The sequence below is a fragment of the Herbaspirillum sp. Her4 genome, from assembly GCF_057961335.1.
The window spans coordinates 2,327,534-2,350,963 of sequence record NZ_CM176330.1 but is presented as its reverse complement, the minus strand read 5'-3'; the positions used below and the strand labels follow the sequence as shown (position 1 = coordinate 2,350,963).

General features: G+C 65.3%; 20 protein-coding genes. 8 read left to right on the top strand and 12 right to left on the bottom strand.

Translation table 11 applies throughout. The features are described from left to right. The first annotated feature begins 163 nt into the window (after positions 1-163). A complete protein-coding gene (locus ACWFUC_RS10650) occupies positions 164-1,711 on the top strand; it encodes a methyl-accepting chemotaxis protein (protein WP_489624867.1) in 1,548 nt (515 codons plus the stop codon). A 75-nt stretch (positions 1,712-1,786) separates the two neighbouring features. Here the strand turns inward: ACWFUC_RS10650 and ACWFUC_RS10645 are convergent, their stop codons facing one another. After that, positions 1,787-2,425: a LysE family translocator gene (locus ACWFUC_RS10645; protein WP_489624866.1), complete on the bottom strand. Its 639-nt coding sequence runs from the start codon at positions 2,423-2,425 to the stop codon at positions 1,787-1,789. 76 nt (positions 2,426-2,501) lie between these two features. After that, positions 2,502-2,699 carry a hypothetical protein gene (locus tag ACWFUC_RS10640; protein ID WP_489624865.1) on the bottom strand — a complete coding sequence of 66 codons (198 nt, stop codon included), beginning with the start codon at positions 2,697-2,699 and terminating at the stop codon, positions 2,502-2,504. A 90-nt stretch (positions 2,700-2,789) separates the two neighbouring features. Between ACWFUC_RS10640 and ACWFUC_RS10635 the strand changes: the two genes are divergently transcribed. Continuing rightward, entirely contained in the window at positions 2,790-3,686 is an 897-nt protein-coding gene (locus ACWFUC_RS10635) for a LysR family transcriptional regulator (protein ID WP_489624864.1), read from the top strand. Positions 3,687-3,815: 129 nt separating this feature from the next. Then, the gene (locus tag ACWFUC_RS10630; protein WP_489624863.1) at positions 3,816-4,946 is read left to right on the top strand and encodes a DSD1 family PLP-dependent enzyme; all 1,131 of its coding nucleotides are present in this window, start codon (positions 3,816-3,818) and stop codon (positions 4,944-4,946) included. Here the strand turns inward: ACWFUC_RS10630 and ACWFUC_RS10625 are convergent. The 3 genes from ACWFUC_RS10625 to ACWFUC_RS10615 are packed head-to-tail and all read right to left on the bottom strand — an operon-like array spanning position 4,933 to position 8,115. Beyond that, positions 4,933-6,144, bottom strand: coding sequence for a M20 aminoacylase family protein (locus tag ACWFUC_RS10625; protein ID WP_489624862.1), 1,212 nt, complete (start codon positions 6,142-6,144; stop codon positions 4,933-4,935). The genes ACWFUC_RS10630 and ACWFUC_RS10625 overlap by 14 nt on opposite strands. A 45-nt stretch (positions 6,145-6,189) precedes the next feature. Further along, positions 6,190-7,671 (bottom strand): aldehyde dehydrogenase family protein, encoded by a 1,482-nt coding sequence (locus tag ACWFUC_RS10620; RefSeq protein ID WP_489624861.1) that lies wholly within the window; start codon positions 7,669-7,671, stop codon positions 6,190-6,192. Positions 7,672-7,716: 45 nt separating this feature from the next. After that, positions 7,717-8,115, bottom strand: coding sequence for a RidA family protein (locus ACWFUC_RS10615; protein ID WP_121044126.1), 399 nt, complete (start codon positions 8,113-8,115; stop codon positions 7,717-7,719). Between the two features lie 126 nt (positions 8,116-8,241). Between ACWFUC_RS10615 and ACWFUC_RS10610 the strand changes: the two genes are divergently transcribed. Then, positions 8,242-9,186 (top strand): LysR family transcriptional regulator, encoded by a 945-nt coding sequence (locus ACWFUC_RS10610; protein ID WP_134221591.1) that lies wholly within the window; start codon positions 8,242-8,244, stop codon positions 9,184-9,186. Positions 9,187-9,192: 6 nt separating this feature from the next. On the opposite strand, the gene ACWFUC_RS10605 is transcribed toward ACWFUC_RS10610, so the two are convergent. The 7 genes from ACWFUC_RS10605 to ACWFUC_RS10575 all read right to left on the bottom strand — a co-directional run bounded on the left by ACWFUC_RS10605 (position 9,193) and on the right by ACWFUC_RS10575 (position 17,895). Next, on the bottom strand, positions 9,193-10,518 hold the full coding sequence (locus ACWFUC_RS10605) for an NAD(P)/FAD-dependent oxidoreductase (RefSeq protein ID WP_489624860.1): 1,326 nt from the start codon (positions 10,516-10,518) through the stop codon (positions 9,193-9,195). A gap of 1 nt (position 10,519) precedes the next feature. After that, complete coding sequence (locus ACWFUC_RS10600) at positions 10,520-11,254, bottom strand: cupin domain-containing protein (protein ID WP_489624859.1); 735 nt, start codon at positions 11,252-11,254, stop codon at positions 10,520-10,522. Positions 11,255-11,510: 256 nt separating this feature from the next. Continuing rightward, entirely contained in the window at positions 11,511-13,448 is a 1,938-nt protein-coding gene (locus tag ACWFUC_RS10595; protein ID WP_489624858.1) for an ABC transporter ATP-binding protein, read from the bottom strand. 4 nt (positions 13,449-13,452) lie between these two features. Further along, entirely contained in the window at positions 13,453-14,343 is an 891-nt protein-coding gene (locus ACWFUC_RS10590; protein WP_134137152.1) for an ABC transporter permease, read from the bottom strand. Further along, positions 14,340-15,296 (bottom strand): ABC transporter permease, encoded by a 957-nt coding sequence (locus ACWFUC_RS10585; protein ID WP_039785967.1) that lies wholly within the window; start codon positions 15,294-15,296, stop codon positions 14,340-14,342. The genes ACWFUC_RS10590 and ACWFUC_RS10585 overlap by 4 nt, the downstream gene beginning before the upstream one ends. Before the next feature lie 100 nt (positions 15,297-15,396). Further along, positions 15,397-17,019 carry an ABC transporter substrate-binding protein gene (locus ACWFUC_RS10580; protein ID WP_039785964.1) on the bottom strand — a complete coding sequence of 541 codons (1,623 nt, stop codon included), beginning with the start codon at positions 17,017-17,019 and terminating at the stop codon, positions 15,397-15,399. Positions 17,020-17,226: 207 nt separating this feature from the next. Then, the gene (locus ACWFUC_RS10575) at positions 17,227-17,895 is read right to left on the bottom strand and encodes a haloacid dehalogenase type II (protein WP_034332087.1); all 669 of its coding nucleotides are present in this window, start codon (positions 17,893-17,895) and stop codon (positions 17,227-17,229) included. 636 nt (positions 17,896-18,531) lie between these two features. Between ACWFUC_RS10575 and ACWFUC_RS10570 the strand changes: the two genes are divergently transcribed. From ACWFUC_RS10570 to ACWFUC_RS10555, 4 genes are all read left to right on the top strand, one after another. Beyond that, on the top strand, positions 18,532-19,419 hold the full coding sequence (locus tag ACWFUC_RS10570) for a GNAT family N-acetyltransferase (protein ID WP_489624857.1): 888 nt from the start codon (positions 18,532-18,534) through the stop codon (positions 19,417-19,419). A 20-nt stretch (positions 19,420-19,439) separates the two neighbouring features. After that, positions 19,440-20,366, top strand: a complete 927-nt coding sequence (locus tag ACWFUC_RS10565) for a 2-hydroxyacid dehydrogenase (RefSeq protein ID WP_121044150.1) — start codon at positions 19,440-19,442, stop codon at positions 20,364-20,366. Between the two features lie 75 nt (positions 20,367-20,441). Continuing rightward, positions 20,442-21,854: an NAD(P)/FAD-dependent oxidoreductase gene (locus ACWFUC_RS10560; RefSeq protein WP_489624856.1), complete on the top strand. Its 1,413-nt coding sequence runs from the start codon at positions 20,442-20,444 to the stop codon at positions 21,852-21,854. Between the two features lie 75 nt (positions 21,855-21,929). Continuing rightward, positions 21,930-23,411, top strand: a complete 1,482-nt coding sequence (locus tag ACWFUC_RS10555; RefSeq protein WP_034332106.1) for an NAD-dependent succinate-semialdehyde dehydrogenase — start codon at positions 21,930-21,932, stop codon at positions 23,409-23,411. Positions 23,412-23,430 lie beyond the last annotated feature (19 nt).

The window sequence follows — 23,430 nt, the reverse complement described above, 5'->3', positions numbered from 1 at the left end:
ATGACAGCATGACATCACCAGCACTTCATTGCTCCCGCAACCACGCCCCCGGCCGGTTGCTGCTCTTGACGCCCGCACGCCAAACGGGTGGCCTCGCAGACACGTTCGACTGCATCGTTCGGATCCGACACTGAAAACGATATAAATCGAATGCGAGGAAGACATGATCTGGTTCTACAACCTCAACATCGCCAAAAAACTGGCCCTGTCCTTTGCGGTGGTGATTGCGCTGACCCTGTTGCAGGGCCTGTTCGCCATGAAGGAACTCAAGCAGGTCAACAGTGCTTCCGGCGAGATCGTCAACAAGTGGATGCCGACCATGGATGCCGCGCGCGAGCTGCAGGGTTCACTGCCACCACTGCGCCTCAATGAACTGGAACTGGTCACTGCGGTGACACCCCAGGAGCGCAGCGCTGCCAACCAGTCCATCAAGAAACGGCTGGATGCGCTGGCCAAGCAGCGCGCGGTATTCGAGCAGCGCATGTCCGAACCCGAGGAGAAGGAACAGTACGCCCAGTTCGGCAAGAACCTGGCTGCCTACCTGAAGGTGGATGAACAACTGGCCGAGATGGCGGCCAACCAGCAGTACGACGAGACACGCGCCCTCTTCAATGGCGAATCCGCCAAGCTCTACGCCGCGATGGTCGGCAACCTCAACGCCATCGTGAAGCTCAATGCGAGCGGCAGCGCGCGCGCTGACGAAGAAGCCTCGGGCGTATTCCGTGCGGCGCAGCGCTGGATCGTGGGCTTGCTGGTGGCGACGGTGGCCATCGGTTCGCTGCTGGCCTTCGTGGTGGCGGCCAATGTCTCGCGCCCGTTGAAGGAAGCGGTGGAAATCGCCCAGCGCGTGGCACGTGGCGACCTGACCCTGCGCATCCGCCCGGCCGGCCGCGATGAAACCGGACGCCTCATGGAAGCCCTGCGCGTGATGAACGACAGCCTGCGCGACATCGTCAATGAGGTGCGCCAGGGGACCGACACCATTGCTACCGCCTCCAACGAAATCGCCCGTGGCAATCTGGACCTGTCCAACCGCACCGAACAACAGGCCGGCTCGCTGGAAGAAACCGCGTCGGCCATGGAGCAATTGACTTCCACCGTCACCCAGAACGCCGACAACGCGCGCCAGGCCAACCAGCTGGCGGCCACCGCCTCCGACATCGCCAGCCAGGGCGGTGATGTGGTGGGCCAGGTGGTGCAGACCATGGAGGGGATCACCGAAAGTTCGCGCCGCATTGCCGACATCATCAGCGTGATCGATGGCATCGCTTTCCAGACCAACATTCTGGCGCTCAATGCCGCGGTGGAAGCGGCGCGTGCCGGCGAGCAGGGACGCGGCTTTGCCGTGGTGGCCTCGGAAGTGCGCTCACTGGCGCAGCGCTCGGCCGGTGCGGCCAAGGAGATCAAGGAACTGATTGACGACTCGGTGCAGAAGGTCAGCGCCGGCAGCGCTTTGGTGGAACGTGCCGGTAGCACCATGACCGAAGTGGTGGCCAGCGTGCGCCGCGTCACCGACGTGGTGGCCGAGATCAGTGCGGCCACGCAGGAACAGAGCGGTGGCATCAATGAAGTCAATCTCGCCATCACGCAGATGGATGAAACCACGCAGCAGAACGCCGCGCTGGTGGAGCAGGCGGCGGCGGCAGCGGATTCGCTGAAGGGACAGGCGGGGAATCTGGCGGCGGTGGTGGGGAAGTTCAAGCTGGATTGAGGCCATCCTTGCCGACGTCGGATCGCCTGACGTCGGCGGCGTGCCTTCGCCCCATGTGCAGTCAATCGCGGCCTGTCACGGCCCCATGCGCGAGAGCAGCAGCCTGAACCCGAGCGTCATCATGACGGCACCTGCGGTGCGGTCGAACCAGTGCTTGCCCTGCACATACCAGCGGCGCGGACGCGCTGACGAGAGCGCCACGGCCACCAGGCCATACCATCCCGCTTCGATCAGGAAGACCAGCAGCAGCGTCAGTCCCTTGAAGGGCAAGGAAGTCTCGGCCGGCAAAAAGGCAGCAAACACGCTGGTGTAGGCGATGGCAGTTTTCGGATTGCTGATCTGGGTGACCAGGCCCAGCCACAGGGACCGACGGGACAGGGACGGTGCTTCATCGCGCTGTGCGATATCGTCCGCCATCAAGGGCGTACGCGCCCCGCGCCAGATGCGCCAGCCCATGTAGGCCAGATAAACACCACCCCCCAACTTCAATACCAGATAGAGCGAAGGCACTGCCAGCAGCACCGCTTGCAGTCCCAGCAAGGCCGCTCCGGCAAAGAGCACGCCGCCGATGCCCATGCCCAGTGCGGCCAGCAGGCCATTGGCTCGTCCGCTTCCGACCGAGGTGCGCGCCACCATCACGAAACTGGGTCCGGGGCTCATGGTGGCCACGCTCAACGTGGCGGACAGGGCGATCACTTCAGCAAGATGTTGCATGGTCTTTCTCCTGATGGTGGCCAGGGCATGTGCGTCCGGCCAGATGAAATACAGTTGTGCTGTTCACGGGCAGCAATCAGGTCGGCGGGTTGGCATGACGATGCCGCAATCCCTGTCGTTCGTCCTTCAAGTAGAACGGCACCTCGCTCGTGCCAATACCCAGGTCATTGAGCTCGCGCGTCCCCATCCCCCGCATTTCCGACTCTGCGCCCCCGTGTGAAGCGTGATGGTCCCCGAGGACGCGGGCAAGGACCTGGCTGACGATGTGCCACATGGACTTCTCCCTGGATGAATGCGCAGATCATCCGCCAATCGAAGTCATTGGTAAAATTGAGTTTGATGACAGCCACTATCAGGAAACCTGATGAGAGAACTCAGCCTCGACCAGTTGCGCACGCTGGTCACCATCGTCGACCTCGGCACCTTCTCCGCTGCCGCCAATGCGCTGCACCTGGCCCAGCCCACGATCAGCCTGCATGTCAGCGACCTCGAAGAGCGCCTGGGCAGCGCCCTGCTCATGCGCGGCAGCCGCCGCGTACAGGCCACGGCGCTGGGCGCGCTGGTGATCGACCGGGCCCGGCGCCTGTTGCGCGATGCCGACGATCTGCTCGATGTCGCCAGGAAACATGTCGAAGGCAAGGTCGGCCGGGTACGGCTGGGCACCTCCACCGGTGTGGTGGTGAACCTGCTGCCGCGCGTACTGCGCCAGCTGGAAAACAGCTACCCCGGCATCGACGTGGAGGTCAACATCATGGGCTCCAACGAGACCATGGCGCGCCTGCAGGAAGGCACGCTCGACATCGGCCTGGTCGCCATCCCCATCACGGCCTCCAAGGACATCCAGATCACGCACTGGCGCAGCGACCGCATGATGGCCTTCCTGCCGGCCACCTGGAAATCGCCCGCCGCCATCAAGCCGGGCTGGCTGATGGACAAGCCCATGATCTTCAACGACGCCACCACGCAGATGTACCGGCTCACCATGGCCTGGTTTGCCGAGGCCGGGGAAAACCCGCGCGCACGCATCGAACTGAACTACAACGAAGCCATGAAAAGCCTGGTCTCCGCCGGCTACGGCGCAGCCATCCTGCCGCTGGAGCAACCCCTGGCCGCCGAACTGGAGCGCCACAAGGACATCCGCATCGTGCCGCTGTCGCCGGTGCTCAAGCGCCACATCGGCGTGGCCCATCGCGCCCTGCCCAACCTGGACAAGGCCACCGTGAACGTGCTGGAGACGATACGGCAGTTCCAGCAGGCCTGACGCGGCGGCTGGGCCGCCGGACAGTGCATTAAACACAGCTTAATGCTCGATTCACCGAGCATTAAGCACAGCGCAATCCTGATCTCCTATAGTCGATGCTCATCGACCTACCCTCTTCAGGAGTTCCCCATGAGCCTGGCCACCCTGCCCACGCCCGCCGCCTTGATCGACATCTCGCGCATGGAGCGCAACATCGCCCGCATGCAGCAGCGCATGGATGCGCTGGGCGTGCGCTTCCGTCCGCACGTCAAGACCACCAAGTGCCAGCAGGTGGTACAGGCGCAACTGCAGGCCGGGGCGCGCGGCATCACCGTCTCCACCCTCAAGGAAGCCGAACAGTTCTTTGCCGCCGGCATCACCGACATCGTCTACGCCGTCGGCATGGCCCCCACCAAGCTGGGCCAGGCGCTGGCACTGCGCCGCCAGGGCTGCGATCTCAAGATCGTGGCCGACAGCGTGGTCTGTGCCGAGGCCATCGTGGCCTTCGGCCAGGCGCAAGAGGAATGCTTCGAAGTCTGGATTGAAATCGACGTGGATGGCCACCGCTCCGGCATCGCCCCGGAAGACGCCACCCTGCTGGCCGTGGGCAAGGTGCTCCACGCCGGCGGCATGCGCATCGGCGGTGTGATCGCCCATGCCGGTTCCAGCTATGACTACGACAACGACGCCGCCCTCATCGTCGTGGCCGAACAGGAACGTGTCGGCTGCGTGCGCGCCGCCGAGCGCCTGCGCGAAGCTGGCCTGCCCTGCGAGGTGGTCAGCATCGGCTCCACGCCGACCGCCCTGCGCGCCGAACACCTGCAGGGCGTGACCGAAGTACGCGCCGGTGTCTATGCCATGTTCGACCTGGTGATGCACAACGTGGGCGTCAATACCATGGACGAGATCGCCCTGAGCGTGCTGACCACCGTGATCGGCCACCAGCCCGAAAAAGGCTGGGCCATCGTCGATGCCGGATGGATGGCGATGAGCCGCGACCGCGGCACGCAAGGACGCAAGCACGACTTCGGCTATGGGCAGGTTTGCACGGAAGACGGCAAGGTGCTGGAAGGCTACCTCATGAGCGGGGCCAACCAGGAACACGGCATCCTCTCGCGCCAGGGCAGCCCGGATGCGCAGATCGCAGAGCACCTGCCCATCGGCACGCGCCTGCGCATCCTGCCCAACCACGCCTGTGCCACCGGTGCGCAGTACCAGCAATACCAGGCCATCGCCGCCGATGGCAGCGTGGCTACTTGGCCGCGCTTCAACGGCTGGTAACGGCTCCGCCCGTGAGCCCGCTGCCGAAGTAAGACTGCGCAAGCGCCACCCAGTAACGCACGCCTTCTTCGATGATGTCGTCGTTGAAGTCGTAGTGCGGGTGGTGCAGCGAGTGCGAGGCACGGTCCTGCGGCGCATTGCCGATCAACACATAGGTACCGGGCCGCTCCTCCAGCATGAAACCGAAATCCTCGGAGGTCATGTTGGCCGGGATGCCGGTGCGGATGCGTTCATCACCGAAGGTCTGCCGAATCACGCGTTCGCAGAAGTCGGTCTCGGCCGGAGTGTTGATGGTGGCCGGATAGTACTGGAAGAATTCCACTTCGACCTTGGCCCCATAGGCCTCGGCCAGCGCATGGCACATGCGGCGGATGTCTTCCTGCAGCTTCTGCTGCAAGGTGGAGGACAGCGTGCGGATGGTGCCGCGCAATTCGGCGCGGTCCGGGATGACGTTGTCGGTATCGCCCGCATGGAACATGCAGACCGAAATGACGGCCGGGTCGACCGGGTCCTTGTGGCGCGCCGCGATGGTCTGGCACTGCAGGACCATGGAGCAGGCCAGCGGAATCGGGTCCAGCCCAAGGTGCGGCTGGGCCGCATGGGCGCCCTTGCCGGTGATGGTGATCTTCAGACGCGAACCGGCGGCCATGATGGGACCGGTGCGCAAGCCGAACTGCCCGGCGGGCAAGCCGGGCCAGTTGTGCATGCCGAACACGGCTTCGGTCGGAAACTGGTCGAACAGGCCGTCATCGATCATCTTGCGCGCCCCCGCCCCGCCCTCTTCTCCCGGCTGAAAGACGAAGTGCACGCTGCCCGGCAAGGTCGGCTGCTGCTTGAGCACGCGTGCCGCGCCCAGCAGCATGACGGTGTGGCCGTCATGGCCGCAGGCGTGCATGATTCCGTGGCTGCAGGAAGCGTGCGCAAAGTCATTGGCCTCGACGATGGGCAAGGCATCCAGGTCGGCGCGCAGCACGATGCCGCGTTGCGGATCGCTGCCCGGCAGGCTGGCTACCACGCCTGTGCCGCCCAGGCCGCGCGTGACCTCATAGCCCAGTGCTTGCAGCTCCTGCACCACCACGTCGGCGGTGCGATGTTCCTCGAAACGCAGCTCGGGATGGGCGTGCAGGTCGCGGCGCAGGCCGGCCCAGTGGGCGCGATGCTGGTGCAGGGTGTCGTGCGAATGTTCAGTGTGTTCCATGATGCTCATGTGTTCATGCCGTCATGACGGCGGTGATGAAGACGCTCAGGCGTAGTAGCCCAGGATCGATTTCACTTCCATGTATTCCTCCATGCCCTCCACCCCGTACTCGCGCCCGTTGCCGGACTGCTTGTAGCCGCCGAAGGGGGCCTGCGGATCCCAGGCCGGATAGTTCAGGTGTACCTGGCCGGACTGGATGCGGGCGGCCACGGCGCGCACCTGGTCCTTGTCGCTGCCCTGCACGTGCGCACCCAGGCCATAGACGGTGTCGTTGGCGATGGCAATGGCTTCTTCCACGGTGTCATAGGGCAGGATGGCCAGCACCGGGCCAAAGATTTCTTCCTGGGCGATCACCATGTCGGTATGCACGTCGGAGAAGATCGTGGGCCGCGCATAGTAACCCTGCTCCAGTCCGTCCGGGCGTCCGGCGCCACCGGCCAGCAGGCGTGCACCGTCCTGCATCCCGGCCTCGATCATCTGTTGCACCCGCAGGAATTGCGCACGGTTGGCCAGCGGGCCGTGGGTCGTCGCCTCATCGGTGGGGTCGCCCACCTTCATCTGGGCCAGCGTCGCCAGCGCCAGTTCATGCACGCGATCCAGCGCCGCACGCGGCACGATCAGGCGCGTGGGCGCGCTGCAGGACTGTCCCATGTTGCGGAAGGCCGCCGCCACACCCGGCGGAATGGCACGCGCCAGGTCCGCATCCGGCAACACCACATTGGGCGACTTGCCGCCCAGCTCCTGGGCCACGCGCTTGACCGTGACGGCAGCGGCTTGCGCCACCAGCACGCCGGCGCGGGTGGAGCCGGTGATCGAAATCATGTCCACCTGCGGATGCGAGGACATGGCCGCACCGACCTCGGGACCGCTGCCATTGACCAGGTTGAAGACGCCCGCCGGAATGCCCGCTTCATGCACGATCTCGGCAAACAGCAAGGCCGACAGCGGCGACAGTTCACTCGGCTTCAACACCACGGTGCAACCGGCTGCCAGTGCCGGGCCGACCTTCGCGGTGATCTGGTAGATCGGCCAGTTCCAGGGCGTGATGAGGGCACACACGCCGATCGGCTCGCGCACGATGGCCGTGGTGCCGCGCGGGCGAATGAAGGGATAGTCCGCCAGGTTGTCACGCGCCACGCGCAGGTGTTCGGCGGCCAGCGGCACGTGGGCGGTGCGGGCATAGGTGATGGGAGCGCCCATTTCCAGCGTCAGCGCCTGCGCGAACAGTTCGGTGCGTTCCACCAGCAGGGCGTGAACACGACCGAGCAGCGCGGCGCGCTCCAGCGGCGAGGTCGCGGCCCAGGCCGGAAACGCACGGCGCGCGGCCTGCACGGCCTGATCCACGTCGGCGGCGTTGCCCAATGCGATCTCGCAGACACATTCCTCCGTGGCCGGCGAGACCACGGCGGCGAGCCCGTCGCCTTGCGGGCGCTGCCATTGACCATCGATGTAGAAGTGATCCAGGCGGCCGTTGCGCTTGAGGTGCGCCAGCGGAGAGACGATGTCGGTGGAAGCGGTGCGGGTCATGTCGGCTTGTCCTTGTTTCGGGTTGGTTGCGCGTACGGCGCAGTGTCACAGCAGTGCCGTGGCCTCCACCTCGACCTGCAGGCCGAAGTGCAGTGCCGGGACCGGCACCACGGCGCGCGCCGGGCGGGCGCTGCCGGCCCAGCGTGCGTAGATGTCGTTGAAGGCTGGCCAGTGCGCCACATCGGTGAGATAGATGCGGACCTGCAGCAGCTTGCCGATGTCGCTGCCGGCACCGGCGAGTGCGGCTTCCACATTGGCCAGCACCTGCAGTGCCTGCATTTCGAAGCTGGCCTCGGTGAGCTTGTGCCCGCTCGCATCGATGGGCAACTGGCCCGAAATGAAGACCATGCCGTTGCCGATGGCCACATGGCTGTAGTGGCCGCCCGGGGTGGCCAGGCCGGTCGGGTTGAGGGTGACGGGGGCGGTGTGTGCTGTGTTGTTCATGATGGGCAAGGCTGAAGTGGCAGGAAGGCCGGTCAGGATAACCGACGCATTTCCTGTGATGGACTGTAGCCAAAAGACCTTCAGCGATGTTTAATGTTCGTTCAATTCACCATTAAGAGATTTTTAATGCTGCAACTCGATGACATGCAACTGCTGCGCGCCCTGGGCTCGGCCAGCTCGCTGGCCGGTGCCGCCCGCCTGCTCGACCTGACGCCACCGGCAGTGACGGTGCGCCTGCAGCGCATCGAGGACCGCGTCGGCGTGCGCCTGGCCAATCGCGCCGCGCGCGGCTTCGCCCTCACCGACGAAGGCCAGCGCCTGGTGCAGGAAGCCATGGACATCCTGGAGCGCATCGAATCCATCACCGCCAGCGTCTCGCGTGAATCGGACCGTGGGGCCGGTGGCAACCTGGCCAACGTCAGCGGTTCGCTGCGTGTAGTCGCGCCCTTCGGCTTCGGGCGTCGCTACGTGGCACCGCTGATCCGCGATTTGCACCGCAGCCATCCCAAACTGAGCATCTCGCTGCTGCTGGCCGAAAGTCCGCTGGCGGCTTCCACCGGCGCTGATGCCATCATCTCCATCGGGCGCGTCAAGGGCTCCTCCTGGGTCGGCCACTTCCTCGCGCCCAATGCGCGCTTCCTGTGTGCCGCGCCGGTGCTGGCCAAACGCATGCAGCGCGTCAAGCATCCTTCCGACCTGGCCGAGTATCCCTACCTCAGCCTGCGCGAGAACGACGACGACCTCAGCCGCCTGCGCTTCACGCCCGTCGACAGCGCCGGCCGCCGTACCGGCAAGGCGCTCACGGTCAAGCTCAATGGCGCGCTGTCGTCCAATGACGGCACCATCACGCGCGACTGGGCGCTCGATGGTGAAGGCTTCGTGGCGCGTTCCGAATGGGATTGCGCGCATCTGGTCGCCGATGGCAGCCTCAAGCGCGTGCTGCCCGGCTGGCAACTCGATCCCGCGCCCATCATGGCGCTGCTGCCGGGCCGCCAGGGCCTGACGCTGCGCCAGCGCGTCTTCCTCGACGCCGCCAAGCGGGCCTTCCAGCCCGTGCCCTGGCGGCGCTGAACTGCTTCAGAAATCGGCCACCTTGCCCCAGGACGAATCCGAGAAACGATTGGGGTGATAGGGACGCGGATCGACGATGGGCTCCACACCGCTGGCCAGGTCCGCGATCAGGTGACCCGCCCCCGGCCCGATACCGAAACCGTGACCGGAGAAACCCGCCGCCAGGATCAGGCCCGGCGTCTGCGGCAGCTCACCGATGCCCGGCACGCCATCGGGCGTGCTGTCCACATAACCTGCCCACGTATGCGTGACCTTGGCCTGCGCCAGCTGCGGCAGCAACTCGACCGCACGGCGATGGGTGGCCCGGATCGAGACCGGATCGGCCGAGGCATCCAGGATGCGCATGCGTTCCATGGGCGTGGGCGCATCCATGCGCCAGCGCGACAGGGTCTCGTGGCCACTGCGCCAGGCTTCCAGCCCGCCCGGCGACAGGCTGCGCCAGCGCTTGGCGAACATCGGCAGGAACTGCGGCGAGAAGCGCAGGAACTGCATGGTCGGATCGACCCGCGCGCGGCCGCTGATGGCCAGCGCATAGGAACCGTTGCTGCGGCGGGTGACGGCTACGCCGGAGGTGTAGAGCGCGCCCGGCAAAGGCTGGTCCATCGGTGCCACGCTCATGATGGATTGCCGTACGGATGCCTGCGGGAAGCGAATACCCAGTTGATGGCAGAACGACGAAGCCCACGCACCACCGGCCATGACGGCCACCTTGGTCTTGATGACGCCGGCTTCGGTGATGACACCCGAGACGCGGCCACCTTCGGTTTCGATGCCGCGTGCGGCGCAATTCTGGATCACGTGGCCACCCAGCTTCATGATGGCGCGCGCTACGGCGGGAGCTGCCTTGCCCGGGTCAGCCGTGCCGTCGGTGGGCGAGAAGACGCCGCCCTTCCACGCCCGCCCTGTGGCATGGCCACGCTCGGCCGCCTGCTTCGAATCGAGCATGTAGGTGGTCACGCCGGCGGTCTTGGCGAAGTCGCCCCAGGCTGCCCAGCGGGCGATTTCTTCATCATCGTTGGAGAGATAGAGCAGGCCGCACCGGGTAAAACCGGTGTCTTCGCCGGTCTCGGCGGAGAATTGTTCCCACAGGTCGATGCTCTTGGTGGCCATCGGCAGTTCGCGGGCGTCGCGGTTCTGCTGGCGGCACCAGCCCCAGTTGCGGCTGGATTGTTCGGCACCGATGCGGCCCTTCTCGACCACCGCCACCGAGATGCCACGCTTGGCCAGATAGTAGGCGGTGAAGATGCCGATGATGCCGCCACCGATGACGACCACATCGGCGGAGGCCGGCGGAATGGTAGGACTCTGGACCTGCACGAGCGGGGGCGACATCTTACTTTCCTCCCTCGGCGGCGACGGTCTGCACCACGTAGTACTTGGCCACGCGCTCACTGCTCTCCCAGCCGATGGCCGCACCCAGCGGTACGAAGACGGCGTCGCCGCGTTCCACGGAAACCACGCTGCCATCGGGTTCGGCAAAGCGCACGCCGCCGTCGAGGATGTGCATGAATTCATTGACCGGGTGGGCGCGCACGATGCGGTGGTAAGGGGTGGAATCCCAGGTGCCGATCTTGCAGCCGATGGAGCTTTCATCGATCACGTTGTCGCTGCGGCAGGTGGGCACGTCGCCCAGCAGGATTTCCTTGGGCAGCGAATTGGCCGAGGGCTTGAAGTTGGCTTCGGCCACCAGCGGGAACACGCCCGGCTGCACGGGGTGCGGGCAGTCGGCAGCGCAGAAGATGACGAGGGTCGGCTGCGTGGCCGTGATGCGCACGGCGGCGCCGGTGGCGATGACCACGCCGTTGTCGGGCTTGATCACCAGCGGTGCGGCACCTTCGGCTTCGATACGCAGTTCGCCTTGCACCACGACCAGGGTTTCCTGGTGCGGGAAGCGGGCGATGTCGAGGCTGCCTTCGAAGCGCAGGCGGCCTGCGCTCATGCCGCCGATGCCCTGCCAGGCGAGCTCGCGCGAGACGGCAAAGGGGTCGGAGGCGCTCAGCGCGCCCGGATGGAAGGGGGTGGATACGGGGGTGCCGGAGGCACGGTACAACACCAACGCTGCAGTCATTTCTTCTCCTGTTTCCTTGGGGATGGGCAGGATTGCGAGACCGACTCCACGGTGCTCTTGCGGTCCTGCCCGAATCTTTGCTTCATGGCCGGCGCCGGGGCCGGCGGCATGCATTCCATGACGATGCTACGAGCCGCGCCTGATTCTGTGATTAATGCTCAACGAATCCAGCATTAAATACGGCTTAATGCTCGTTGCCTGCCTTGCCTGCCCGCCATGGCTCGCGGCCAGGCTGGCGGCTGGGTGGGTCACCGGGTCAGACGGTGATGCCCTCCACCGGCACCAGCGGCATCTGCGACTGCTGCAGGTCGGCATCCGAACGGTGGCAAAGAATCTCGCCTCCGTGTTCCATGTTGCGACGGCGCGGCGGCACCACGTTGCAGACGCCATCGATGCGCTGCGGACAGCGCGGCAGGAAGGCGCAGATCTCCGGCGACGGATCGACCGCGCCAATCGGCGGCAGCTTGTGCTGGCCGGCCCCGGCCACCTGTTCCAGCCAGCCTTGCTGCATGGCCGGGACCGACGACAGCAGCAGGTGCGAATACGGGTGATAAGGCGGCGCCATCATGGCTTCGCGCGGACGGTTGGCCACCATGCGGCCGGCATAGAGCACCACGATGTCGTCGCAAATCGCGCGCACGGTGCTGATGTCGTGGCTGATGAACATGTAGGACACCTGCAGCTCGCGCCGCAGCTCGGCCAGCAGTTCCAGGATGGCGGCAGCCACCACGGTGTCCAGCGCCGACGTCACTTCGTCGCACAGGATCAGGTCGGGCTTGGCGGCCAGTGCACGGGCCAGGTTCACGCGCTGCTTCTGGCCACCGGACAGTTCGGCGGGCAGGCGGTCGATGACGCTGGAAGGCAGCTTGACCAGGTCCAGCAGTTCAGCCGTGCGGCGGCGCATGGCCTCGCCCTTCAAGCCGTGATAGAAGGACAGCGGACGATTCAGGATGCGGCCGATGGTGTGCGCCGGATTGAGCGCAGTGTCGGCGTTCTGGAACACGATCTGCACGCGGCGGAATTGTTCACGGGTACGGCCTTCCAGCGTCGGTGACAGGTTCTGGCCATCGAGCTGGATGCTGCCGCGCGCCGGCGCGATCATGCCGGCCACGGCACGCGCCAGGGTGGTCTTGCCGGAACCGGATTCGCCGATGATGCCCACGGTGCTGCCGCGCTGGATGGTGAGATTGATGTCATCCAGGATGCGCACGCCCGGCAGGCCCAGCCGGTCCGGTGCGCCGTAACCGGCCACCAGGCCGCTGATGCGCAGCAGCGGCGCACGGGCTTCGGCCGGCACGCTCTCGGGCACGATCTCGCGCAGTTGCACCACGCGCGCAGCCGGACAGGCGGCAGCAATCAGGCTTTGGGTATAAGTGTCGGACGGGGCATTGAGCACCTGGTCGGTGGTACCGACTTCGCGCACGGCACCGTCGCGCAGCACGATGATACGGTCGGCCATCTGCGCCACCACGGCCAGGTCGTGCGAAACGTAGACGGCGGTCGTGCCGATTTCCTTGACCACTTTCTTGAAGGCGCGCAGCACTTCGATCTGGGTGGTCACGTCCAGCGCGGTCGTTGGTTCGTCCAGGATCACCAGTTCAGGATCGGTGATCAGGGCCATGGCCGCCATCACGCGCTGCAACTGGCCACCGGAGACCTGGTGCGGATAACGCTCACCGATCTTGTCGGGATTGGGCAGGGCCAGCGCGCGGAACAGCTCGACCGCCTTGCGCATGGCGCTGGCCTTGTCCATCACGCCGTGCTGCAGGGCGCTTTCGATCACCTGGTCCATCAGGGTACGGGCCGGATTGAAAGCCGCCGCCGCACTCTGGGCGATGTAGGCCACATGGTGGCCGCGCATGGCCAGCAGCGCCTTCTCATCCATCTGGTCGATCTGGCGCTGGCCGATGCGCACCTGGCCACCGACGATCTGGCAACCGGAACGCGCATAGCCCAGCAGCGAGAGTGCAATGGTAGTCTTGCCCGAACCGGATTCACCGATCAGGGCCAGCACTTCACCGGGGGCCACGGTGAAATTGACGTTCTTGACGATCTCGACTTGGCTGCCGTCGTCCTTGCGGGCATTCACGCGCAGGCCCTGCACTTCCACCAGGGGCCGCACTGCCGCCCCGCCTGCTGCAGCGCCAGCACCGACGCCGCTTTCCTTGCCGAGGAAGATATCGAATTGCTTCACGGGCTTACTCCTTGGCAGCGCGCTTGCTGCGCAGGTTATCGATCAACAGGTTCACGCCGATGGTCAGCGAGGCAATCGCCAGGGCCGGCATGATCACCGCCAGGGCGCCTTCGCCCAGGCCGGAAATGTTTTCGCGCACCAGCGAGCCCCAGTCCGCATCCGGCGGCTGCACGCCCAGCGAGAGGAAGCTCAGGCCCGACAGCAGCAGCACCACGTAGACGAAGCGCAGGCCGAAATCGGCCAGCACCGGGCGGATCATGTTGGGCAGCATTTCCACGGTCATGATGTACCACACGCCCTCGCCGCGAGCGCGCGCGGCCTGCACGTATTCCATGGCCTGCACGTTGACCGCCAGCGAACGGGCGATGCGGTAGGCACCGGGCATGTAGGTGATGGCCGCCGTGAGCACCAGCAGGAACATGGAAGAACCGAAAGTGGCCACCATCATCAGCGCGAACATCTTGCTGGGAATCGAGATCAGGGCATCGAGCGCACGGCTGATGACGGCATCGCGCCAGCCGCCCGAGAAGGCCGCGAACAAGGCGATGGCGGTACCCGAGAGGCTGGCCACCACGGTCGACAGCAAGGCCAGGCCGATGGTGGCGCGGGTGCCGAAGAGGATGCGGCTCAGCATGTCGCGGCCCAGGTAGTCGCTGCCCAGCAGGAACTTGTGGCTCATGCCGGAGAACACGTCGGTATCGACGATGGCAGTGGCGTCGTAGGGCGAGATGCTGGGGCCGAGGATGGCCATCAGGATCCAGAAGCCGACGATCACCATGCCGATCCAGGCCATGGTCGAATGGCGGCGCACGCGCCTGGCGGGTGCGGTGGCTGCGGCAGCCGGTGCGACGGGCGCGCCCGCTTCGGTGCCGGTGGAGTCGTGGAGGGCTTTCATCGGGTCTTCAACCTTGGATTGGAAACAATGGCCAGCACATCGGCGGTCAGCACCAGCAGCAGGTAGCCGGTACAGAAGATCATGGAACAGGCTTGCACCAGCGGCATGTCGCGGGTGGTCACGGCATCGATCATGAGGGTGGCGATGCCGGGATAATTGAAGATGCTCTCGACGATGAGCACACCGCCCAGCAGGTAGGACAGGCTCAGCGCCACGGCATTGGCAATCGGGCCGATGGCATTGGGCAGCGCATGGCGCAGCACGATGCGGGTGCGCTTGACGCCTTTGAGCAGCGCCATTTCGGCATAGGACGAACGCAACTGATCGATCACGGCCGCGCGCGTCATGCGCGTCATCTGGGCCACGATCACGCAGCACAGGGTCAGCACCGGCATGGCATAGGCCTTGATGAAGGCACCCAGGGTGGCGGCATCGCTGGCATGCGACAGCGCCGACAGCCAGCGCAGCTTGACCGCGAAGATCATCACGGCCACCGTGGCCACCAGGAATTCCGGCACCGATACCATCGACACGGCACTGACGTTGACGGCACGGTCAAAGAAGGAGCCGCGATACATGGCCGAGAAGATGCCCAGGAACAGCGCCAGCGGCACCGATACGAGGGCCGTCACGGCCGCCAGCATCAGCGAGGCCGGCAAGCGGCCACCGATCATCTGCGCCACCGGCACATTGTTGACCAGCGACATGCCGGGGTTGCCCGAGAGCAGGTTGCCCAGCCAGTGCGCATAACGCAGCGGGGCCGGCAGGTCCAGGCCGTATTGCAGGCGCAGTGCGGCCACCGTCTCCGGCGTGGCGGCCTGGCCCAGTGCGGTCTGGGCGGCGTCGCCCGGCAACAGGTTGGTGATGAAGAACACGCCGGCCGAGACCAGCAGCAGCGTCAGCACCGCCTGCAGCAGGCGGCGCACGATCAGACGCAGGATCATTCCATTCATAGCTTTCCTCGGTAACGAGTGGCGGGGCCGGCCATCGAGATGGACCGGTCCCGCGCGACTTCCACTGACAGCGTACGTCAGGCGTGAGACTTTCCCGGACTCACGCGTCCAGCCAGACGTACTCCGCACAGGTGTAGTTCATGAACGCACCCAGCGGCACCGGATCGATCCCCTTGACCTTGGTGCTCATGCCTTCCAGGTTGATGATGAAGACCGGGATACCCAGGCCGCACTTCTCGTGGATCATGGTCTGCAGGTCGGCGTACATGGCCTTGCGCTTGGTGAAGTCGGTCTCGCCGCGCGCGGCCACCACCAGCTGGTCGAACTGCGGATTCTTCCAGCCCGATTCGTTCCACTGCGCATCCGACTTGAAGAACTGGGTCAGCAGGATGTCGGCGCTGGGGCGCGGGTTGATGTTGCCGAAACCGACCGGCACCTTCATCCACTGGTTGGACCAGTAGCCGTCGGCGGGCACGCGCTTCACATCCAGCTTCAGGCCGATCTTGGCGGCGCTCTGCTGCATCAGCACGGCCATGTCGACCGAACCGGTGGCGGCCACCGAGGCCACGATGGGGATGGTGCTGCCCAGCACGCCTGCCTTCTCCAGGTGGAACTTGGCCTTCTCCGGATCGAAGGGGCGCTGCGGCAGGCCGGCGAAGTAGAAGCGGTTGGTCGGGTCGATCGGCTGGTCGTTGGCGGTCACGGCATAGCCACGGAAGGCGGCCATCTTGATCTGCTCGCGGTCCAGCAGGTACTTCATGCCCAGCGTGAAATCCATGCTGTTGCCCGGGGCCTGGTCCTGGCGGATGACCAGGTCGGTGTACTGGCCCGACTTGGTTTCCATGACGGTGTAGCCCGGCGTGCCCTTGACGCGGCCGGTGGAACGGGCGTTGACGTCGTTGATCCAGTGCACGTCGCCGGAGAGCAGCGCATTGACGCGCGCGGCTTCGTCCGGGATGCCGAAGAGTTCGACTTCGTCCAGGTAGGGCAAGCCTGTCTTCCAATAATTCTCGTTGCGCACGCCGATGGTGCGCACGCCCGGGGTGAATTCCTTGAGCTTGAAGGCACCGGTCCCGTTGGGGGTGCTGAAGTTGGTGGTGCCGTCGCGGATGATGAGGAACTGCGCGGTCGCCAGGATCACCGGCAAGTCGGCGTTGGCGCTGGTGAGCTTGATCTGGACTTCGTTGGGGCCGGTGGCCTTGACCGATTCGAACTGGTCGGCTACGACCTTGACCTTGGAGGCGGTGGCCGGATCCTTGTGGCGCATGATCGAGTAGACCACGTCGGCCGGGGTGAACGGCTTGCCGTCGTGGAATACCACGCCCTTGCGCAGCTTGACGGTCCAGGTGATGGCGTCGGTGGTCAGCATTTCTTCAGCCAGTACCATCTGCGGTGCGAGCTTGCCATCGAGCTTGGTCAGGCCGTTGTAGAACATGTGCACCCGGGTGTAGTCGGTGGAGTGCGCGGTCTTGGCCGGGTCCAGGGTATCGGCAGTGGAGCTGGTCTGGGTGGCGATGCGCATCTTGCCGCCGCGCTTGCCGGTCTGTGCCATGACGCTGCCGCTGGCCGTCAGCAGGCCCGTGCCGCCGACCGTCATGAGGCTGCCGGCCAGCAGGGTGCGCATCATGTCGCGACGGGTGAAGCCGCCAGGGGCCTGGTCCAGCGCATCGCCGGTGATGATGGAACCCTCTTTGGGGTGATGTCCGTTTTCCTGCTTGCTCATGAAATGCCTCACGATAAAAGTTCAACCACGAAGACCACCGGCCTGCCCTGCCGTCTGCATGTTGCAGATCCCTCGGGAGGGCACGCCGCCTGTTGGGTCCGGCACACTCCTCGCAACATTGATACCAGGGCGGGAGCACACCGGGAATGACGGAAACTGCACGGGAGCCCTGCAGCTCCCGCTCACTGCTGACTGCTGACAAGCGCCTTACAGACCCAGCACGCCCGGCAGGCCGGAGATGTCCTTGATTTCGGTGTAGCCGTAATACGGGGTCGAGGGTTCATGGCCGCGGGCCACGAAGACCTTGTTCTTGATGCCCATGTCGGAGGCCGGCATGAGGTCGTAACGCAGGCTGGAGGACACGTGCAGCACGTCTTCCGGATTGCAGTTCAGGTTGTCGAGCATGTATTCGAAGGCGCTCAGGCGCGGCTTGTAGGCTTGTGCCTGCTGGGCGGTGAAGACCTTGTGGAAGGGTGCGCCCAGTTGCTCGACGTTGTGCATGATCTGGCTGTCGTCGGCATTGGAGAAGATCACCAGCGGGAATTCCTTGGCCACCTTGGAGAGGCCGGCCGGCACGTCGGCGTGCGGGCCCCAGGTCGGCACGGCCTTGTAGAAGGCACCGGTTTCCTCGTCGGTGGTCTTGATGCCCCAGCGCGCGCAGGTGCGGGTGATGGCGTTCTTGCAGACCTGTTCGTAGGGCTTCCATTGATCCAGCACTTCATCGAGGCGATAGGCCGCGAACTGGCGCAGGAAGAACGGCATGTCTTCGGCGGAGACGCGATCGGCGTAAATCTTTTGTGCCGTTTCCGACATCTGGAAACGGGTCAGGGTGCCGTAGCAATCGAAGGTAATGAACTTGGGCTTGAAAATGCTCATGGAAAATCGTCCTGTCAAAAAAGGGGGCGCATCACCTGTTGGGCCTGCGCTGGAGGCTGCTTGCTTGCGGGATTGCGGTTGACTGCATGAGAAGGATTACAACATAGCGAAACTTGCGATTTATTCCTTTTTGACCGGGCCGCGAAACAGAAATATGTGTTTTCTGCGGTCCAATCAGCATAGCTTGCCGAGCAGTGCAGCAATGCGAGCCGGGTGCGCTGCTTTGGGGCATTTTCACCAAGCTGGTGCGGATCGTGTCCGCAGGCTGGCGCATGTCCGGGACTGCATTTGCGCAGGCGATGCCTGCTCCGCATCTGCTTGCGCACCGCGCTGGCCTGTCAAAGCAGAACCTGCGGGGGCTGCATCATGCTACTGCCGGTGCCGCCCAATTTTGTGCCGAGAAGAGGGGGCAGATCGCCATAAGATTGCGAATTGGCAGGCTTGAAAACTGCCGCGCAATGCCGCGCCAGGTGCATCATCGCTGGGGTAGCGTTGCGGACCCGGCCAGCGGGCGCGGCCCGCAGCGCGAGAAGACCGAAACCAGCAAACTATTTATATATTTATAGGATTTGACGGAACAGGGACCATTGACCCTGCCTCATCCGCATCGCCACCGTATCGACAAGGACACGCTGCATGACTACCCAAAGCACGCTCCCGGCCGGACAGGCCGTACAGACCACCCTGCGCCCCATGCGCCCCGAGGACCTGGCCAGTTGCCACGCCATGAGCCTGCACCTCTACTGGCCGCACCGGCTGGCCGACTGGCAGTTCCATCATCAGGTCAGCAGCAGCTGGGCGGTGGAACTGGAAGAACCCGATGGCACGCGCAGCGTGGCCGGCAGCGGCATGCTCTGCCCGCTCGGCGAGGACTATGCCTCGCTGGGCCTGGTCATCATCACCGATGCCCTGCAGGGCCGTGGCCTGGGACGCGCCATGATGCAGCGCCTGCTGCAGGATGCCGGTACGCGCAACGTCATCCTCAATGCCACCGAGGCCGGACGCCCGCTCTATGAGAAGCTGGGCTTCGTGGTCACCGACACCCTGAGCCAGCACCAGAGCACCACCGCGCGTGCCACCCCGGTGCTGGCCGCAGGCGCGCGCATCCGCCCGTTGCGCAAGGACGAAGTGCCTTATCTGCTGGCACTGGACCGACAGGCCAGCGGCATGGACCGCAGCGCCCTGCTGGTGCCGCTGCTGGACACCTCTGAAGTGGCCGTGCTGGAACAGGCGGGCCAGGTCAAGGGCGTCGCCTATCTGCGCGAGTTCGGGCGCGGCCGCGTGATCGGCCCCGTCATCGCCAGCCATGTGGAAGATGCGAAAACGCTCATCGCTTACTGGATCAACGCCTATCCCGGCGCTTATCTGCGCATCGACGTGCCGGGCCGGACCGGCCTCAAACCGTGGCTCGAAGAGATCGGCCTGACCTGCGTGGACAACGTGGTCAGCATGTGCCGTGGCACCCCGCCCGCGCCCGTCACCGCGTGGCGCACCTATTCCATGATCAACCAGGCACTGGGCTGAACGGCCCGCACGAGACCAACATGACTTTTCTCTACAAGGCCGATCCGGTCCGCGGTGCCGAATGGGCGCAACTGTTTGCCGAGAAGGCCCCCGAGCTGCCCTTCCATATCTGGCCGCATGAAGGCGATGGCAGCAGCGTGCGCTATCTGGCCGCCTGGACGCCGCCAGACGATATCGCGCAACGCTTCCCCCATCTGGAAATCCTGTTCTCGGTCGGGGCCGGCATCGACCAGTTCGACATGTCCACCCTGCCCCCGGACCTGCCGGTGGTGCGCATGACCGAACCCGGCATCGCCGCCGGCATGGTGCAGTACGTGACGCACGCGGTGCTGGGCCTGCATCGTGACAGCCGCGTGTATGCGCGACAGCAGCGGGAACAGGTGTGGCGCGCCCATCGCGTGCGCCCGGCCTCGGCTTGCCGCGTCGGCGTGCTGGGACTGGGCATGCTGGGGCGCGCCGTGCTGCAGCAGTTGCACGGACTGGGTTTCCCCTGCGCAGGATGGAGCCGTTCGGCGCACCAGATGGACGGTATCGATTGCTACAGCGGCAGCGATGGCCTGCGCCACTTCCTGGCGCGTACCGATGTGCTGGTGTGCCTGGTGCCGCTGACCGACGATACGCGCGGCCTGCTCAACCGCGAGCTGTTTGCGCAATTGCCGCGCGGTGCTGCGCTGGTCAACGTCGGACGCGGTGGCCATCTGGTGGAAGACGACCTGCTGGCCGCCTTGAATGACGGCCAGTTGAGCGCCGCCGTACTGGACGTGTGCGAGACCGAACCCTTGCCGCAGGGCCATCCCTTCTGGACCCATCCCGACATCGTGCTCACGCCGCACATCGCCAGCATGACCCAGCCCGATGGTGCGGTCGATGCGGTGCTGGAAAACCTGCGCCGCCATCGCGAGGGCTTGCCGCTGCTGGGCCTGATCGACCGCCAGCGCGGTTACTGATACCTCCACGCCACTTCATCCGGAGATGCCGCATGGCAAACAAAATGCCGAACCGCCCCGCCACAACGGCATGCCATGCCGCTGGCGGCGGGCAGTTCGCGTCACGGCGCTGGCTTATGCGTTCTATCCTTGATGACGTGGCGCAGTGCGTCTGCCGCCTCACCTTTCCCCATTCACCTGCCTGAAGCCCCGACCATGAAGCTGGAATCCTACTGGACCGATTCTGCCCCGCTGTTCATCTCCCCCACGCGCGAGCTGCCCACGCAGGTTGACGTGGCCATCGTCGGCGGCGGCTTCACCGGCTTGTCGGCGGCACTGGCTTTCGCCAAACGCGGGGCCTCGGTGGTGGTGCTGGAAGCCGGCCCGCATGTGGCTGCGGAAGCCTCGGGCCGCAACGGCGGCCACGTCAACAATGGCCTGGCGGTGGACTATGCCGAGGTCGCCGCCAAAGTCGGCGTGGAGCGTGCCCGCGCCTGGTATCACGCCTATGACGATGCGGTCGATACGGTGGCACGGCTGGTGGAGCAGGAGCAGATCGCCTGCGATTTCCTGCGCCACGGCAAGCTCAAGATGGCCACCAAACCCTATCAGATGGACGCCCTGCAACGCAGCGCCGACCGTCTCATCGCCGATGGCGTGGACAGCGATGTGGAGATCCTCGATGTCGCCCGCGTGCGTGCCGAGGTGCAAAGCGAGCGCTTCCACGGCGGCCTGCTCTACAAGCGCAGCGGCCAGATGCACATGGGCCGCTTCGCCTGGGGCCTGGCCACGGCGGCAGAACGTCACGGCGCGGCCATCCATACCGGTACCGAAGTGCGACGCCTGGAACGCATCGGCAACACCCACGCGCATCGCGTCCACACCGCGCGCGGCACCATCACGGCCAAGCAGGTGCTGCTGGCCACCGGAGCCAGCCGTCACGGGGCCTATGGCAGCTTCGGCTGGCTGCGCCGGCGCATCGTGCCCATCGGCAGTTTCATCGTGGTGACCGAACCGCTGGGCGCCGAGCGCGCTGCCGCGATGCTGGCCAGGCAGCGCACCTACACCACGGTGGCCAACATCCACCACTATTTCCGCATGACGCCCGATACCCGCCTGGTCTTTGGCGGACGGGCGCGCTTTGCGATTTCCAGTCCGCAGTCCGATGCGGCCAGCGGCGAGATCCTGCGTCAGGGCCTGCATGAGACCTTCCCGCAGCTAGGCCAGGTGCGCCTGGACTACTGCTGGGGCGGCCTGGTCGACATGACACGCGACCGCCTGCCGCAGGCCGGCGAACGCGACGGACTGTATTACTCCATGGGTTACAGCGGCCACGGCACGCAGATGTCGGTGCACATGGGCCAGTGCATGGCCCAGGTGATGGCGGGTGACGCGCTGGCCAATCCCTGGCGCGAACGCGAATGGCCGGCCATCCCCGGCCACTTCGGGCCGCCGTGGTTCCTGCCGGTGATCGGCCTGTATTACCAGCTCAAGGACAAGCTGGCCTGATGATGCGCCGCTGGCTGCATTAACTTTTATTGAATGCTCGTTGATAGTTGCATTAACTTTTGCTGAATGCTCACCATGACCTCTCTGACTCTGCAACGCCAGGATCTGATGCCCGGCGCCCAACTGATCGGCGCCGACTGGCGCGCAGCGGCCGATGGCCGCGTACTGGACGTGACTGACCCGGCCACTGGCCAGGTGTTTGCCACCGTGCCGGACGGTACCGCCGCTGACGCGCGTGCTGCCGTCGATGCGGCTGTGGCCGCCTTCCCGGCCTGGCGTGCCACGCCGGCCAAGCAGCGCGCCACCATCATCAAGCGCTGGAACGATCTGCTGCTGGCGCACCAGGAAGACCTGGGCCGCCTGATCTCGCGCGAGCAGGGCAAGCCGCTGGCCGAAGCCAAGGGCGAAGTGGCCTATGCCGCCAGCTATGTGGAATGGTTCGGTGAAGAAGCCACGCGCGCCAATGGCGACATCATCCCGGCACCGGTCACCGGCCGCCGCATGATGGCGTTGAAGGAACCGGTGGGTGTCGTGGCGGCCATCACGCCGTGGAATTTCCCGGCAGCGATGATCGCCCGCAAGATCGCCCCGGCCCTGGCCGCCGGCTGCACCGTGGTGTGCAAACCGGCCGAGGACACGCCGCTGACGTCGCTGGCGCTGATCCGCCTGGCACTGGAAGCGGGCGTGCCGGCCGGGGTCATCAACATCGTCACGGCCTCGCGCGAACGTACCCCGGAAGTGGTCGATGTGTGGCTGGCCGATGGCCGCGTGCGCAAGATCAGCTTCACCGGCTCGACCGCCGTGGGCAAGCACCTGGCGCGCCATTCGGCCGATACCTTGAAGAAGCTCTCGCTGGAACTGGGCGGCAATGCGCCTTTCATCGTCTTTGATGATGCCGATATCGATGCCGCCATCGATGGCGTGATGGCCGCCAAGTTCCGCAATGGCGGCCAGACCTGCGTGAGCCCCAACCGCATCTACGTGCAAGACAAGGTCTATGAAAACTTCGTGGCCAAGCTCGGGGCGCGCGTGGCGGCACTGAAGGTCGGCCCGGCCACCGATCCGGCTTCGCAGATCGGCCCCATGATCAACGCCCGCGCCATTGGCAAGATCGACCAGCACGTGCGCGATGCCATCGAACGCGGTGCGCGCGTGATCACCGGCGGCAAGCGCCTGCAGGGCGCCGGCTTCGAAAGCGACAACTACTATGCCCCGACCGTGCTGGCCAACGTCACCGGCGAGATGCAATGCAGCTGCGAAGAGACCTTCGGACCGGTGGCACCAATTACCCGCTTCTCGACGGAAGAGGAAGTGATCGCCGCCGCCAATGCCACGCCCTTCGGCCTGGCGGCGTATTTCTATTCGACCGATGTGCGCCGCATCCATCGCGTCACCGATGCGCTGGAAAGCGGTATCGTGGGCGTCAACGAAGGTGCGCTGGCAGCGGAAGCGGCGCCCTTCGGCGGCGTGAAGGAATCCGGTTATGGCCGCGAAGGCTCGGTGCATGGCCTGGATGATTACCTGCACACCAAATACGTTTGCCAGGGCCAGCTCTGAGTCCTCCCCTGCCTAGCTG

Coding starts and splice junctions, on each gene's coding strand:
- ACWFUC_RS10560 (WP_489624856.1), top strand. CDS start 20,442: ATGCCGCTGGCGGCGGGCAGTTCGCGTCACGGCGCTGGCTTATGCGTT.
- ACWFUC_RS10635 (WP_489624864.1), top strand. CDS start 2,790: ATGAGAGAACTCAGCCTCGACCAGTTGCGCACGCTGGTCACCATCGTC.
- ACWFUC_RS10575 (WP_034332087.1), bottom strand. CDS start 17,895: ATGAGCATTTTCAAGCCCAAGTTCATTACCTTCGATTGCTACGGCACC.
- ACWFUC_RS10650 (WP_489624867.1), top strand. CDS start 164: ATGATCTGGTTCTACAACCTCAACATCGCCAAAAAACTGGCCCTGTCC.
- ACWFUC_RS10625 (WP_489624862.1), bottom strand. CDS start 6,144: ATGGAACACACTGAACATTCGCACGACACCCTGCACCAGCATCGCGCC.
- ACWFUC_RS10615 (WP_121044126.1), bottom strand. CDS start 8,115: ATGAACAACACAGCACACACCGCCCCCGTCACCCTCAACCCGACCGGC.
- ACWFUC_RS10600 (WP_489624859.1), bottom strand. CDS start 11,254: ATGACTGCAGCGTTGGTGTTGTACCGTGCCTCCGGCACCCCCGTATCC.
- ACWFUC_RS10645 (WP_489624866.1), bottom strand. CDS start 2,425: ATGCAACATCTTGCTGAAGTGATCGCCCTGTCCGCCACGTTGAGCGTG.
- ACWFUC_RS10565 (WP_121044150.1), top strand. CDS start 19,440: ATGACTTTTCTCTACAAGGCCGATCCGGTCCGCGGTGCCGAATGGGCG.
- ACWFUC_RS10605 (WP_489624860.1), bottom strand. CDS start 10,518: ATGTCGCCCCCGCTCGTGCAGGTCCAGAGTCCTACCATTCCGCCGGCC.
- ACWFUC_RS10620 (WP_489624861.1), bottom strand. CDS start 7,671: ATGACCCGCACCGCTTCCACCGACATCGTCTCTCCGCTGGCGCACCTC.
- ACWFUC_RS10610 (WP_134221591.1), top strand. CDS start 8,242: ATGCTGCAACTCGATGACATGCAACTGCTGCGCGCCCTGGGCTCGGCC.
- ACWFUC_RS10590 (WP_134137152.1), bottom strand. CDS start 14,343: ATGAAAGCCCTCCACGACTCCACCGGCACCGAAGCGGGCGCGCCCGTC.
- ACWFUC_RS10570 (WP_489624857.1), top strand. CDS start 18,532: ATGACTACCCAAAGCACGCTCCCGGCCGGACAGGCCGTACAGACCACC.
- ACWFUC_RS10580 (WP_039785964.1), bottom strand. CDS start 17,019: ATGAGCAAGCAGGAAAACGGACATCACCCCAAAGAGGGTTCCATCATC.
- ACWFUC_RS10640 (WP_489624865.1), bottom strand. CDS start 2,699: ATGTGGCACATCGTCAGCCAGGTCCTTGCCCGCGTCCTCGGGGACCAT.
- ACWFUC_RS10630 (WP_489624863.1), top strand. CDS start 3,816: ATGAGCCTGGCCACCCTGCCCACGCCCGCCGCCTTGATCGACATCTCG.
- ACWFUC_RS10585 (WP_039785967.1), bottom strand. CDS start 15,296: ATGAATGGAATGATCCTGCGTCTGATCGTGCGCCGCCTGCTGCAGGCG.
- ACWFUC_RS10555 (WP_034332106.1), top strand. CDS start 21,930: ATGACCTCTCTGACTCTGCAACGCCAGGATCTGATGCCCGGCGCCCAA.